This window comes from Pseudoruminococcus sp. (assembly GCF_047012705.1).
Taxonomy (GTDB): Bacteria; Bacillota; Clostridia; order Oscillospirales; family Acutalibacteraceae; genus Pseudoruminococcus.
The window spans coordinates 45,484-59,772 of record NZ_JBKXNW010000006.1 but is presented as its reverse complement, the minus strand read 5'-3'; the positions used below and the strand labels follow the sequence as shown (position 1 = coordinate 59,772).

The window sequence follows — 14,289 nt, the reverse complement described above, 5'->3', positions numbered from 1 at the left end:
TTCAACAGGTAAGAGTCTTACAAAAACATTTAATGTTACTGTAAAATAATTTAAAAATAACTTAAAGACAAGTTAAAATACTCCTCGATTATCAGATTTAATCTGAATAATCGGGGAGTTCTTTTTTTAGAAATATTGTTTTTTCTGCTGATTTATGTTAGAATTTTATTGTATTTTTAAAATTTATGACAGGCTTTTCATAAATTTAAGATAGGGAGAGAACTATGAAAAAGAAAATCGGTTTATTGACAGTAGTGAGCCTGCTTTTAATTACATTAGGCGGTTGTAGCCAAGAAAAAAATTTTTTTGATAATGTTTCAGAAATTAATAATGTAATTAATGATTTTGTTTGGATGAAGATAGGGCTTTATTTGCTTTTAGGAACAGGTATTATAATGACCTTTGTTAATAAATTTTTTCAGGTTACACATTTAAAGCATTGGATGAAAATGACCATTGGAAAGATGTTTCATAAGAGCGTAAAAGGACACTCTCATCATGATAAGTCTTCAATCACACAGTTTCAGGCACTATGCACAGCTCTTGCGGCAACTGTAGGAGTAGGTAATATTGCAGGTGTTGCATCGGCAATAGTTTCTGGTGGTCCTGGCGCAGTATTTTGGATGTGGATAGCAGCAATCGTAGGTATGATGACCAGTTATTCTGAAAATGTACTTGGAATTTACTATAGAAAGAAAAATGCCGACGGTGAATGGTCTGGCGGAGCAATGTATTATCTTCGTGACGGACTTGGTGCTAAAAAAAATTGTAAAACCTTAGGAAAAGTTCTTGCTATACTTTTTGCAATATTCACAATTTTAGCTTCATTTGGAATAGGAAATATGGGGCAGGTCAATAAGATAGTCGCCAATCTTGAGGGTGCGTTTAAGATTGAAGCTCTCTCAAATATAAGTATTTTAGGTACTGACCTATATAAAATTATTATAGGTTTGTTTATAATGATTATTGCAGGTTTGATTGTTATAGGTGGAATTAAGCGTATTGCAGTTTTTGCTGAAAAAGTAGTTCCATTTATGGTTTGTTTCTTCATAGTTGCTTCACTTATAGTTATAGGAGTTAATTACTCACATATAGGAAATGCTTTTGTTGCCATATTTGAATCTGCATTTAGTCCTAATGCAGCGTGGGGTGGAGCTGTCGGTTTGACTATTTCTCAGGTTATCACACTTGGATTTAAGCGTGGTGTTTTCTCAAACGAAGCAGGTCTTGGCTCATCTGTTATGGTTAATTCAAATTCTAATGTTCAAGAACCTGCAAGACAAGGTTTTTGGGGAATATTTGAGGTTTTTGTTGATACAATTATCGTATGTACGATGACAGCACTTGTAATTTTAACATCTGGAGTAATCGACCTTAATACAGGTAAGCTCGCAGAGGGAGCATCTGGTGATGCCACACTTGTTGCAAAAGCATTTGATAGCGTTTTCTCAATAGGCGGTATAAATATCGGAAGTATGTTTATTGCGATTGCAATTTTTCTTTTTGCATTTACGACCGTTCTTGGTTGGTCGCATTATGGTACAAAGGCATGGGAATTTCTTTTCGGAGTAAAATCAACTTTTGCATATAAGATATTTTTTGTTCTTATAATTATCTTCGGTGCAGTTATGACGTCATCACTTGCTTGGGATATATCTGATACATTTAATGGAATGATGATGATACCTAACCTCATAGGAGTTCTTGTACTTTCACCGGTTGTATATAGAATTACTAAAAATTACAAAGATAGAGTTTTTAAACATAAGGATATAAAGCCAATGCTCTCTAATGACCCGGAGATACAGAAGGAACAAGAAGAGATATTAAAGCATGTTACAGAGGCAGAATTACAAAATAAATAGAGCTTTGCGGACTTATATAAGACACTCTTAAAAGGTTTTATTCGAGGCGGAGTGCCTTCGCAGTCAAGACGTGTAATCGCTTGGTTTTGCCTCGCTCTCAGTTGATTAGAGGAGTTTATTGCTGCGGTCGATGAGCTGACAGATTTCCATGAGACAGCTAAAAGTTTCGCTCGAGCCTTTAAAAAGGCTCGCAGGATTGAGGGACGGAGTCCCTCATAGGTTTTAAGGGCAAGGCAACGTCCTTAACATTCTTTGCTTTCTAAGGGCGGACTTTGTCCGCCCTTTTTGACTAATGTTGCAAACAAAAGAATTTAAAAATATGAACGAAGTCCGTCTCTTTTTAGAGAAAAAGAAAATATAAGAACTTTGCTCTTAAAACCTACCAAAGGTTCTTTCTTTGGAATCCATAATCTTTTTCCAAAACTTTTGAGTGTTTTGGGTAAGGTTATTAGCTTAAAAATAAATCCGTCACAGCTTATTATTCGCTGTGACGGATTTTAGTTTGTAAAAATCTTAATTTTTTAATGGTAAAGCTTTTATGACATCGCAGACTATTTCGGCACGATTGAATGGTGTCATAAAGTAGAAACCATCTGCGTGTGGCATATATGTTTTTGCAAGCTCAATTGCAATTTCCGTTCCCACCGCAGAACCTTCATCTCTTGTCATAGTCGGAGAAAATCTCTCAATAATATCCTGTGGAATGTTTATTCCTGGAACTTCGTTATTCAAGAATGAAGCATTTCGATAACTTACAAGTGGCATAATTCCAACAAGCATTTTTGCCCCAAGAGAACGAGCCTCCTCAATGACATCAATATTTTCAGCAGAATATACAGGTTGTGTTAGGAAAAATGTTGCACCACATTCCATTTTCTTTTCAAGGCGTTTAAGTTGGCTCTTTGCATATTTCAAATCAGGATTAAATGCTCCACCGATAAGTATAGGTGAATCTGCAAAAACTTCCTTATTCATTTCAGAGATTATTGTCATAAACTGCGTAGAGCTTATATTGAAAACAGGTTTTACAACTCCTCGGTCACTTTCGGCGATATGGTCACCTGTAACTGCAAGAACAGCACGAATTCCTTCGCTATGTGCTCCAAGTAGAACTGAACGCAAAGCATTGATATTTCTATCACGACAACAGATATGTGGCAGAGTATCAATTCCACATTCACGATGTATTCTCGCAGAACAGAGAACAGGTTCCATTTTTACCTGTCCGAGTGGAGAATCAGAGATAGTAACAATATCCGCTCCGGCCTCTCTAAGGAGATTTGCACCATTTATAAGTTTACTTAAATCTGTACCATATGGAGGGTCAAGCTCTGCCGCAATTACAAAATCACTGTTTGCAATTCGAGATGAGAATGGTGCGGGAGAAGATTTTTTGTTTTCTTTAATTTCAATTTTTTTAAAGCCGATGTTTCCGTTAAGTTTTTCAGAAAGAAGCTTGATGTGTTTAGGCTCAGTACCGCAGCAACCGCCAAGAATATTTATTCCGTTTGGAATAAGCCTTGCAATTTCATTAACAAAATGCTTAGTATTCGGCGAAAAGGCAATACGCCTTCTTTCAAGATATGGATAGCCACTGTTTGGTAAAACAGCGGTATAAAGTTTTGTATTGCTTTTCACAAAATCATTTAAGATTACTGCGTGACGCTGAATTTGAGTCGGACCACAACCACAGTTCAAGCCGACTACGCATAATTTATCCTTATATTTTGCTATGCCGTCAAGTATTGAATTAAGTGAAACACCCGAACGAGTAAAACCGTCTGGCATAACTGCAAAAGATAAATAAATATCAGCATCGGGCTTTTTAGATTTAATATATTCGATAGGGTAGGCAACGACATCTATACTTGGAAGAGTTTCAAGTATAAACGAATCCGCACCACATTCAATAAATGCATCAATGATAGCACGATATTCAGCGTCAGGATTTTTATCATGGTCATCATTGGTATAAATTGCACTTATATCAGCACAAACAACAGCGTTTTCACTCGCACATTCCTTTGCAAGCATATATCCTTGTTTGATAACCTTAATAAGCTCATCTTGGCTGATATTAAGAATAGCAGTATTTGCGGAAAAAGTATTTGTGCGTATAATTTTAGCACCTGCGTTAACATATTCTGTGTGTATACGCTTAACGACATCGGGATTATTGATGTTTTCAAGCTCACAGCGTTTTTCAGAATTGCCGGTAAGTTTAGAATAGAATGTTGCAAAAGCACCGTCACAGAGTACGGTTTTATTATCTGCAAGTAATTCAGATAGTTTCATATTTTTCAGACCTTTCGCTATAACAAAACCGCAAGAATATGTTTGCAAATTTTGTTAGGTGTATTTCAGAAATTTTTAATTTTTATTGGCAGTAATTTCGTCCATACAAGCCTTGCAGACATTCTGATTTTTAAAGCTGATAACATCTTTTTGAGAACCGCAAAAAATACAAGTAGGAATTGGCAGATTGTATTTTTGCAGAATAACTCTTTTGTTGTCGCCATCGAGAAAAATTTCTACGGAGTCACCCGATTGAACACCGAGGGCTTTTCTCAAATCAATAGGCAGAACAAGACGGCCGAGTGAATCAACTTGTCTTACATAACCTGAATTTTTCATAATCATAACTTCCTTTGCGTGGATTTAGTCAATATTCAGACGATTATTTCCAAACTTTACTTAATTCTACTATTTTTTTCCAATTTTGTCAATAGATTGTCGATAAATTTATTTCATAAATTCACATTGTCGAAGCATAAAAATAGTAATAAAATCCGAAATGAGGTTGAGGTTTTGTGCTTGGCTATATATGGGGTGCTATGTTGATAATAAGCCTTATATGTTCTATATATACTGGCAAAATGGAGGAGCTTTCCTCGGCTGCCCTGAATGGAGCTGCTCAGGCTGTTGAACTCACACTCTCACTTTTGGGAGTAATGGCGCTTTGGTCAGGGCTTATGAAAATTGCCGATAAAGGTGGAATAACAGCTATTCTTGCAAGAATATTTTCGCCTGTTTTGCGTATTCTTTTTCCGGATTATAAACCCAAAAGCCCAGCATTAAAGGCAATTTGTGCGAATATGGCAGCAAATCTTCTTGGACTTGGAAATGCTGCAACACCCTTTGGAATTGCCGCAATGAAAGAGATGCAAAAGGAAAACAAAACGCCCGAAGTTGCAAATAGAAGTATGGTTATGTTTGTCGTATTAAATACCGCGTCGATTCAACTAATTCCGACAACAATCGCCGCTATGCGAGCATCTGCCGGTTCAAAACAGCCTTTTGACATTATAGTCGCTGTATGGATAGTTTCTTTTTTGTCGCTTTTTGTAGGAATAATAACAGCAAAATGCTTTGAAGCTCCTGTCGAAAGACGGAGATTACGCTCGAATAGAGGTGGTAGAAATGGAAATAATAGGTAATTTTGTAGTTCCTATTTCCATAGCTTTAATAGTCATTTTTGGACTTTGTAGAAAAGTGCCACTTTTTGAAGCATTTACAGACGGTGCAAAAGAGGGGATAGTTTCTATGTTTTCGATAGCACCCTCATTAATAGGTTTGATAACAGCAGTGTCTATGTTAAGGGCATCAGGCTTTTTTGAAATATTGACAGATTTGTTGTCGCCAATTACCAGTGCATTAGGATTTCCAAGCGAGATTTTACCACTTGCACTTATGAGACCTGTGTCTGGAAGTGGTTCATTTGCCCTGTTAAATGATTTATTCAAGAATTTTTCTCCTGATAGCTTTATTGGAAGAACAGCATCTGTTATAGCAGGTTCAACAGAAACTACATTTTATGCAATAGCAGTTTATTATGGTTCGATTGGCATACAAAAAACAGGATATACTATACCGGCGGCGTTAATGTCAGATTTTGCAGGTATGGTATTAGCTCCTTTGGTAATAAGAATATTGATAAAGTAACCACAAAAGAATCTATCTTTGAGAACTGTACGGTTTAATTATATAGTTTCTATAGACTCAATTTGTTAAATCTTTTAAAATTATTATAAAAAGCAAAAAGCGAGATCAAATGATCTCGCTAGATGCAAAAAGGGAGGGATAATGAAAAACAAAAATATGGAATCTTTTTATTTTAGGAAGTCCTTTTATCTTTGGACTAACTATAATATAGCACATATTTTTATTTTTTTCAATACTTTTTCTTGATTTTTTTAAAAACTTTTATAAAATATGCAATATCAGTAATGAATTTCGCTTTATTCTTCCATCTGTTTACCTAAAAAAGCTGCCGCTGTCTGTGTAAGTTTAATTTCTGTTTCATTTGGAACTTGATTTGATTCCCCTTGAAGCATAACAACAGAACCTGTTACATCACCTGCTGAAATAATCGGATACATTACTAAAGCCGCTTTCTCGATACCCTCTATCGGCAAAAGTTCACCCACGCCGCCTTCTTTAGAAAAATAGTTTTTTCTCATCTCCATGAGTTCCTCTATTACAGATGAGATTCTTCTTTCTAAATACTCTTTTTTAGAAACTCCTGCTGCTGCAATAATATGGTCTCTATCGCTTATTATCACAGGTCTGTTCACAACCTTAGATATAACCTCTGCATACTGTGCTGCAAAATCAGAAAGCTCTCCTACGGGCGAATATTTCTTAAAAATAACTTCCCCATTAGTATCTGTATAGATTTCAAGTGGGTCGCCCTCTCTTATTCTTAAAGTTCGTCTAATTTCCTTAGGTATAACTACACGCCCAAGGTCATCTATTCTTCGCACAATTCCTGTTGCTTTCATATACTTAACCTCCGAGTAATTTTATATTTATTTTAGTAAGTTTTGTGAACTTATTAGTTATTATTCACCATAGTTTTTTTGCTATTCACATTTATTAACAAAAAAGCATTGTTTTTGGAGGTTTGTTATTTTATTAACATATTTTAAAAAATGGCTTGCAAAACACTTTTTGCTATGATATAATAATCGCTGTGATATTTCCGGGTGTGGCGCAGTTTGGTAGCGCGCTTGAATGGGGTTCAAGAGGCCGCTGGTTCGACTCCAGTCACTCGGACCAATTATGAAATTTTTTGCTCTTGAATAAAAGCATACAATGTGTTTTTTTATTCAAGAGCAATTTTATGTTTAATAGAGTAAGGGAAAATTTTATATCATTTTTCTCCATTGTATGTGTAGATATTATTTTACTTAAATGGCTTTTAACAAAACTTATATAAACTTATTCTTAAAAATAAACAATAAAAACTTAGTTAAAATGACAAATTTATACTTTTTATTCAAAATGTATTGCTTTATATAATTTAATATGATATTATGATAATAAAATAGTTTAGTTCGTAAATAACAAATGTTTTATACAAAGGCATTTGTTATAAACACAATATTTTTGTACTTGGATATTATTTTATAAAGAGTAAGTTATAATTATAGGAAATATAAACAATTTTTAATATTCACTCAAACAATAAAAGAATCAGACATATATAATGAAATTAATAACAATATTTTTAATTTTTCTACTTATATCAAACTGTTTCCTGATAAAATTATTAATTCAACACTAAAATTAAAATATCTGAAATTTAATGAGTATTAATAATAATTTATTTGATTTACTAAAAGAAACTGCATTTCTGAAATATATAACTTAGCATATCTTGAAAATTACTTCATTGATAATGATTATCATTTTGTAATTTTTATAACTTCATTATATGATAACAACTATATATAGTTAAATGATAAGAATTATGTTTATTAAACTAAATTATATAATAGAATCTTCTTATTATAAACTTGAAGATATAAATATCAACCAAATTTTTATTACTATAAAGAATTAAATGAAATTATATCCAATTTAAATATTTATGAATGACTAAACTATAAACTTTAAATTTAAATTGTATGTATTTTGCATAATAAGGAGATTATATATGAATATCTTATTCTTTCTTAAGCATAAAGCAACTGTTGCCTATCTTTATGACGATTACTCTATCAGACAAGGGCTTGAGAAAATGCATGCCCACGGTTACACAGCAATTCCTGTTATAACTCGTGATGGTAAATATATAGGCACAGTAAGCGAGGGTGATTTTCTTTGGTATATTATTCTGAAAAAAACTCAAGAACAAAATCTCAAATCATTAGAGGAATATCATATAAAAGATATTATCAGAAATAAGCGTGATAAGGCTGTAAGGGTAAGCGAAACTATGGATAACCTTCTTAATATGGTTATGGAACAAAATTTTGTACCTGTAGTTGATGATAGGGGGATGTTTATAGGTATTATTACAAGAAAAGATATTATAAAATATTTTTATGATAAAGAAAAGAAAATCTCAGAAAACTAAAAATTATGGTTTTGAAAAAACTAATCTAAATATAAAAATTCTATTTGTGTAATTTTGATATTCCAAGTTAATGAATATACGCCCCCTTTTTTGCAGATAATAACAATATATCTGCGAACAAAGGGGCGTTATACTTTGAGCAAGAATATTATAGATAAAATCAGCAATGGAATTTTTGCAAAAGAAAGTTTTGATATTATAGAAAGAAAAATTATTATTTGCAATAGGGATTCTTGTCTGTTTTTTGTTGATGGACTCATTAAAGATGAAGTAATGGAAAAAATTATGGAATTTTTCTATTCTATAAATGACGAAAGTCAGCTTTCTGATTTAAAAACTTTTTGCAAAAAAAGTGTACCTTATGTTGAGGTGTCCGCTGAAACAGATTTGGATAGAATTTATACTGGTATTCTTTCCGGAATTATGGCTCTTGCTATTGATGGTTTGGACGGAGCTATTATGCTCGATGTACGCTTATATCCACAAAGGGATTCTTCCGAACCAGAGAAAGATAAAGTATTGCGTGGTTCTCGTGACGGATTTGTAGAAACTTTAGTGGCAAATACAGCACTTGTACGCCGAAGAATAAGAGACAGAAATCTACGTATGAAATATCTTTCCGCAGGAAGTGAAACAAAAACAGATATTGTTATTTGCTATATGAATAATAAAGTTGATAAAAAACTTCTTGCAGAAATCACACGAAAAATTGAAAATGCTTCTGTTGAAGCATTAACAATGACTATACAAAGTCTTTCGGAAGCTGTTTACAGACACAAATGGTATTCGCCTTTCCCTAAAGTAAAAAATACAGAGCGTCCTGATGTAACTGCATCAGCTGTACTTGATGGCAATATAGCTATACTAATTGACAATGCTCCATCTGCTCTGATTATTCCAACTTCTATTTTTGATATTTTAGAGGAGGCGGACGACTATTATTTTCCACCGCTCACAGGAACTTATATAAGACTTTCTCGCTATATCGTGACTATTGCCTCTCTTTTTATAACGCCTATATGGCTGCTTGCTCTAAAATATCCAAGCTATATTCCATCGGTATTTGCTTTTATAGTTCCATCAGACCCTGTAAATATTCCGGTATTTTGGCAACTTATGATGCTTGAACTTGCAATAGATGGTTTAAGGCTTGCAGCAATAAATACACCAAATATGCTTTCAACACCTTTAAGTATAATTGGTGCAATAGTTCTAAGTGATTTTGCTGTACAATCGGGTTGGTTTATCAGCGAAGCTATGCTTTATATGGCTTTTGTAGCTATTGCTAACTATTCGCAGCCAAGCTACGAATTAGGCTATGCAGTAAAGTTTATGCGAATAATGATACTTGTTTTAACGGAGATTCTCGGAATATACGGTTTTATTGCAGGAATAGTTCTTACATTTGTCATAATGGTATGTACTAAGACTATTTCTGGGAAAAGCTATTTATATCCATTGATACCATTTAACAGAAAGGAGTTTTATAGAAAGGTAGTAAGAACAAGAGCTGCAGCCAATGGTAGAACAAAAAAATAGCAGCTATTCTATGCAGTCAAAACGCAAAGCCACTAAGTATGTCTCGCTCATAGTGAGTGAGGCAATGCTGTTTCCTTAGTTGAACTAATTACAACTATTGACAGTGGAGGTCGTTACTGAAGCTTTTAATTATTTTAGGGAAAATTGATAAACTAATTCCGTCATATTAATCCAATATAAGTGTGTTTTTTATTCTACACCGAATTTATGTTAAAATCTAAAAAATATAAAAATTTATACTAACAGATTAGTATATTAAAAAATATAAGTACAGTATTTATCAGCGTTTAAAGGGATTTAATAAGTTATAAAATTAGGGGTTGCTTTTTAGAAAAAACTACCTTTTCAACAACTTGAATTCATAAAAACCGCATAACCAAGCTATTTATAAACACTTTGAGTTCTAAGAATTTTAATTTTGACACCTATTTGACACCAAAGTTTAAGAAAGCCTTTAATAGTGATTTTATCTTAAAAATATAATAATTTTTTAGAGCTAAAAGATTTAAAGTGTGATGTGTAGATTAACCACTTAATATTACACTATTAAGCAACATCTATCTTTAAAATGTAAATATGTGGTAATATGTTCTTATATGTAAAAAAGGTACAGCATAAAGCCATACCTTATAGTTATTGCAACTTGTTTTCATATTTTTTAACCAGATTATAAAATGTATTTCTTTTTAAATTTAATATTTCCATTGCATAAGTTGCAGTGATTTTCTTACTCTTCCATTGGTTATATATTTCTACCCAATTTTCAGGAAATGTTTTAGGTGGTCTGCCTATTGCATTTCCTTTTTTGCCTACTCTTTTTCCGTCAATAATTTTCATTGAAGCAATCCCTTCAGATTGTCTTTTTTTAATGCGTTTTCGCTCATCTTCAGCTATTGATGTGAGAACTTCAATGATGATATTATTAACCATATCAAAAATCCACTCATTACCTTCTACATTATTTAATGTACTTGGTATATCTAATATTTTTACCTTTACACCTATTGATTGAAAATATCTTAATTCCTCTTTTAACTGTTCTTTATTTCTCCCTAATCTATCAAGTGAAGTTACATATAATGTATCGCCTTTTATAAGTTTACCAATTCCACATTTTAATGATTTGTAGCCATCTCGGTTAAAATCTTTACCACTCGCCTTATCTACGATAATCATATCTTCCGAAACATATTCACTTAAAGCTTGAATTTGCCTTGCAAGACTTTGCTCTTTAGTTGATACTCTTGCATAACCTACAATTTTACTCATAACAAATAACACTCCTAAAATTCATTTGAAATAATTATATCAAGAGTGTTTGTATAAGTTAATGAGATTTACAAACATTTATAAATATTAGCACATAAAGTTTTATAAACATAAAATACACCTCTTTTTTGATATTTAATAAAGTATACTTTTATAAACACTTATAATAATTTCAGCTTTTAAAATGATAATTTAAATTTCAAAAGAACGAATTTCGTACTTTTGAATAGTAAATCAAAATATCTTATATCAATAACAATTTGTTATCGAGTTTTAATTGTCATTGGAAATCCACCTGGAGGACACTCAATATTCAATATATCTATCTCAATCTTAATTTAGAATTTAGTTTTAAATTATTATGATAGACGCTTGGCGTACCTCATCTTTAATTTTCTTATGCAGTAACAAGTAATTACCCAATCTAATCAATATTAGCTAAGCTTATACTATAAAGCTATTAAATGATGGTACAAACTATACTGTCACCCTCTTTGCAATGCTTAAATATACTAACTTAATACCGCTCTCATAGCTTAACAAGTATATCTAATCTCTCTTATCTTGAAACACTATTAAATCTTTGAGAGCGGTAATAATATATCTTAATTCTTATTATAAAAAATAAAATATGAATTTTATATTTATTACTAAGCTATCTAAGCATTTTTAAACGATTTAAACCTAAACAGTATAGTTATACTACCTAAGTGCTACAATCAAAAAATATATAGCGTAGCATAGGGTTTTTTAGAAAAGAAACGATTTTAAATATTATCTAATCAGAAACCTAAATAAGCATAAATAATCACTCAAGAATAACAGACCTAATTAAGAATTTAATCTAACCACAGAAAAGAATCTAACCAAAGATAATATCAATCCTCAAGAAAGGGTTTAATCTCTATAAAGAGTTTATTCTTTTTAGGAATAGTTAATCTTCTTAGTAAGAGAATTTAAATAAATACCAGATATTCAATTTAAATTAAATACTTAAATTTCAATCTAAATCAGCTCTATTTATTCGTTAAAAATCTTCTTATTTTACCCCTCAATTTCACCCTCCAATCTCAATTTTTCATTTTCAAACCGTTATAATATTTATATAATCTTATTTTATATATTTAAGGAATATAGTCTATGCACGAAATAGGGTATTAAAAGCGTGCATAAATTTGTGAGGAAAGTATATTCATTTACTTATATATATGGGAAAAAGTTGATGAGTTTGAATTGGGGATTAAAAGGTGAAGCTTGAGTAGAAATTGAATGTCTATAAACAAAAAATGAGAGCGGTATAATTCCGCTCCCACTGATAAATTATTTATAAAATCTGAAAGACCTTTATAAAATTTATTATTTGATATTTGGTCTACAAGCTATATTGCTAAATCTCTATTTACTTATCTTATTATTATCAACTACAGCCATCATTTTCATTTCCTCCTTCAATTATTCGTCAGTGTTTAAAGCATAAAGCAAAGTTGGTGTATAATTTAATACAACTTTCCTATCTTTTTCATTCCAAACTATAACCCAAGTGCTTGTTTTTATTCCTTTATACTTTAATTCAAAACTTATTTTAACTTTAAAATAATGTTCATTACTATTACATAATTCAGTGAATTTTTCCACAGTTTTATCAAGTGAACGACTTTCAAAAACCCTCTTTTCATTGCGTAAATAACGCCCACTTTCATCACTTTCTCCAACCTCAATAAAAAACATATATCCATAACCCTTTTTTATAGAATTTTTTAATGTATATACAAGATTAGGATTAAAAGCTAATGAGTCAATAATTGTATATATATTTTCATCACGATAAAAAGAAGGTACTTTACAAGTTCTTTTAAGAGCTTCCTCCCTTTCTTTTCGCTCTTTTTCTTCACGCTGTCTAAAAGCTTCCTCTTTAATTCGTCTTTGATTTTCCAGATATTTATTATATTTTTTATCGGTAAAACATTGATTAGGATTACTTCTTCCTATAACAAGTCCAAGTAAAAAATCTAACATAATTAACACCTCATTCATTTGTCAATATGTTTATTGCTTTTAAAGTAACTCAGATATATTTATTTCAAGTGGTGTAGCTTTATCTTTATAAATCCAAACAGGAATTATTTCGGTAAAATCATACTTTTCCATATCAAAATCTTCATCAAAGTGGTAAACGGTTACACTTTGCTTTTTAGGATCTACTATCCAATATTCTTTTACACCATAAGATTGATAGAGATTTAATTTTACTAAATAATCGTGTATAGCATTACTTGAAACAATTTCAATTATCCAATCAGGAGCACCTGAACAGCCCTTATCGGTTAGTTTACTTGAATCACATATTACGGATATATCAGGAATAACAACGGTATTTTCAGATAGCTTTACATCAAAAGGAGCGGTATATACTTCGCATTTACCCTTGTTCTTTTTGATATAGTTGAATATTGTAGCTGACAATTCCATTGATATTTTTTGATGTATTCTAAGTGGTGACGGTGCCATATCGTAAATAACACCTTCAATCAGTTCTGCACGAGTTCCTTCGGGAAGTGCATAAAAATCTTTTATTGTGTATTTAATATCCTTTGCCTGCATACTGTTTGCCTCACTTTCATTTATTTTATTTCTTACTTTCCCATCATTTCCTTATCTCGGCTTATAGTTTCTTTTATGGCTCTCTTGATAAAACCGTTTAAACTTTCACCTTTGCTTTCAGCGTGGGCTTGAATTTTTGCTTTAGAGCCTTTTTTAATAGCTATATTTATACGGTCATAAGCCTTTGCGTTATATCTGTTATTTGCTTCAATGCGTGCTTTACTGTTATTTGGCATATTATAACCACCTTTTTATTTTTAGAAATACCTATCCTATTTTACTATTATTTTATCATAAATCTGTACACTTAACAAGTGTAAATATGTACAAGATATGTACTTAAACATTGTATAATATGCTCATTGCATACAATTAAACAGTGTAGTATAATATAGACAGTTAAGAAAACCAACGCAAGCTATTACCTAACTTTTTTCAGAAATTGAAAGGAAGTGAACATAATGGAATACAAAAAGTGGATAATGATGTTACTTGATAAGATAGAAGATGATGAAATTTTAAAGAGAATGTATAATAGTTAATCGTATATTCGTTAGAGATATTTAATCTAACCTACTCAAAAATGAGTGACGAAAAACTTAATATCTTAACTCAAGGGCTATAACTTTCAAGTTATAGCTTTTATTTTTTTGC

General features: G+C 31.7%; 12 protein-coding genes and 1 tRNA gene. 6 read left to right on the top strand and 7 right to left on the bottom strand.

Going from position 1 to position 14,289, the window contains the following annotated elements; genetic code table 11:
- The first annotated feature begins 224 nt into the window (after positions 1 to 224).
- Entirely contained in the window at positions 225 to 1,865 is a 1,641-nt protein-coding gene (locus tag ACLU24_RS07175) for an alanine/glycine:cation symporter family protein (protein WP_412611437.1), read from the top strand.
- A gap of 513 nt (positions 1,866 to 2,378) precedes the next feature.
- Here ACLU24_RS07175 and ACLU24_RS07170 read toward each other — a convergent pair.
- Together ACLU24_RS07170 and ACLU24_RS07165 are read right to left on the bottom strand one after the other, a co-directional pair.
- Entirely contained in the window at positions 2,379 to 4,160 is a 1,782-nt protein-coding gene (locus tag ACLU24_RS07170) for a bifunctional homocysteine S-methyltransferase/methylenetetrahydrofolate reductase (RefSeq protein ID WP_412611436.1), read from the bottom strand.
- 75 nt (positions 4,161 to 4,235) lie between these two features.
- Complete coding sequence (locus ACLU24_RS07165; RefSeq protein WP_412611435.1) at positions 4,236 to 4,499, bottom strand: AbrB/MazE/SpoVT family DNA-binding domain-containing protein; 264 nt, start codon at positions 4,497 to 4,499, stop codon at positions 4,236 to 4,238.
- Positions 4,500 to 4,675: 176 nt separating this feature from the next.
- Between ACLU24_RS07165 and ACLU24_RS07160 the strand changes: the two genes are divergently transcribed.
- A complete protein-coding gene (locus ACLU24_RS07160; RefSeq protein WP_412611433.1) occupies positions 4,676 to 5,302 on the top strand; it encodes a nucleoside recognition domain-containing protein in 627 nt (208 codons plus the stop codon).
- Positions 5,286 to 5,807: a spore maturation protein gene (locus tag ACLU24_RS07155; protein WP_412611432.1), complete on the top strand. Its 522-nt coding sequence runs from the start codon at positions 5,286 to 5,288 to the stop codon at positions 5,805 to 5,807. The genes ACLU24_RS07160 and ACLU24_RS07155 overlap by 17 nt, the downstream gene beginning before the upstream one ends.
- A gap of 296 nt (positions 5,808 to 6,103) precedes the next feature.
- Here the strand turns inward: ACLU24_RS07155 and ACLU24_RS07150 are convergent, their stop codons facing one another.
- Entirely contained in the window at positions 6,104 to 6,646 is a 543-nt protein-coding gene (locus ACLU24_RS07150; protein ID WP_412611430.1) for a stage V sporulation T C-terminal domain-containing protein, read from the bottom strand.
- A gap of 200 nt (positions 6,647 to 6,846) precedes the next feature.
- Between ACLU24_RS07150 and ACLU24_RS07145 the strand changes: the two genes are divergently transcribed.
- The 3 genes from ACLU24_RS07145 (at position 6,847) to ACLU24_RS07135 (ending at position 9,765) form a co-directional block, all read left to right on the top strand.
- Positions 6,847 to 6,923: transfer RNA gene (locus ACLU24_RS07145), tRNA-Pro, on the top strand.
- Positions 6,924 to 7,803: 880 nt separating this feature from the next.
- On the top strand, positions 7,804 to 8,226 hold the full coding sequence (locus ACLU24_RS07140; RefSeq protein ID WP_412611429.1) for a CBS domain-containing protein: 423 nt from the start codon (positions 7,804 to 7,806) through the stop codon (positions 8,224 to 8,226).
- A 135-nt stretch (positions 8,227 to 8,361) separates the two neighbouring features.
- Positions 8,362 to 9,765, top strand: a complete 1,404-nt coding sequence (locus tag ACLU24_RS07135; RefSeq protein ID WP_412611427.1) for a spore germination protein — start codon at positions 8,362 to 8,364, stop codon at positions 9,763 to 9,765.
- 633 nt (positions 9,766 to 10,398) lie between these two features.
- On the opposite strand, the gene ACLU24_RS07130 is transcribed toward ACLU24_RS07135, so the two are convergent.
- The 4 genes from ACLU24_RS07130 to ACLU24_RS07115 all read right to left on the bottom strand — a co-directional run bounded on the left by ACLU24_RS07130 (position 10,399) and on the right by ACLU24_RS07115 (position 13,871).
- Positions 10,399 to 11,034, bottom strand: coding sequence for a recombinase family protein (locus tag ACLU24_RS07130; RefSeq protein ID WP_412611425.1), 636 nt, complete (start codon positions 11,032 to 11,034; stop codon positions 10,399 to 10,401).
- 1,452 nt (positions 11,035 to 12,486) lie between these two features.
- Positions 12,487 to 13,050, bottom strand: a complete 564-nt coding sequence (locus ACLU24_RS07125; RefSeq protein ID WP_412611424.1) for a hypothetical protein — start codon at positions 13,048 to 13,050, stop codon at positions 12,487 to 12,489.
- A gap of 39 nt (positions 13,051 to 13,089) precedes the next feature.
- A complete protein-coding gene (locus ACLU24_RS07120) occupies positions 13,090 to 13,635 on the bottom strand; it encodes a Uma2 family endonuclease (RefSeq protein WP_412611423.1) in 546 nt (181 codons plus the stop codon).
- Between the two features lie 32 nt (positions 13,636 to 13,667).
- Complete coding sequence (locus ACLU24_RS07115) at positions 13,668 to 13,871, bottom strand: hypothetical protein (RefSeq protein ID WP_412611421.1); 204 nt, start codon at positions 13,869 to 13,871, stop codon at positions 13,668 to 13,670.
- Positions 13,872 to 14,289: the final 418 nt, after the last annotated feature.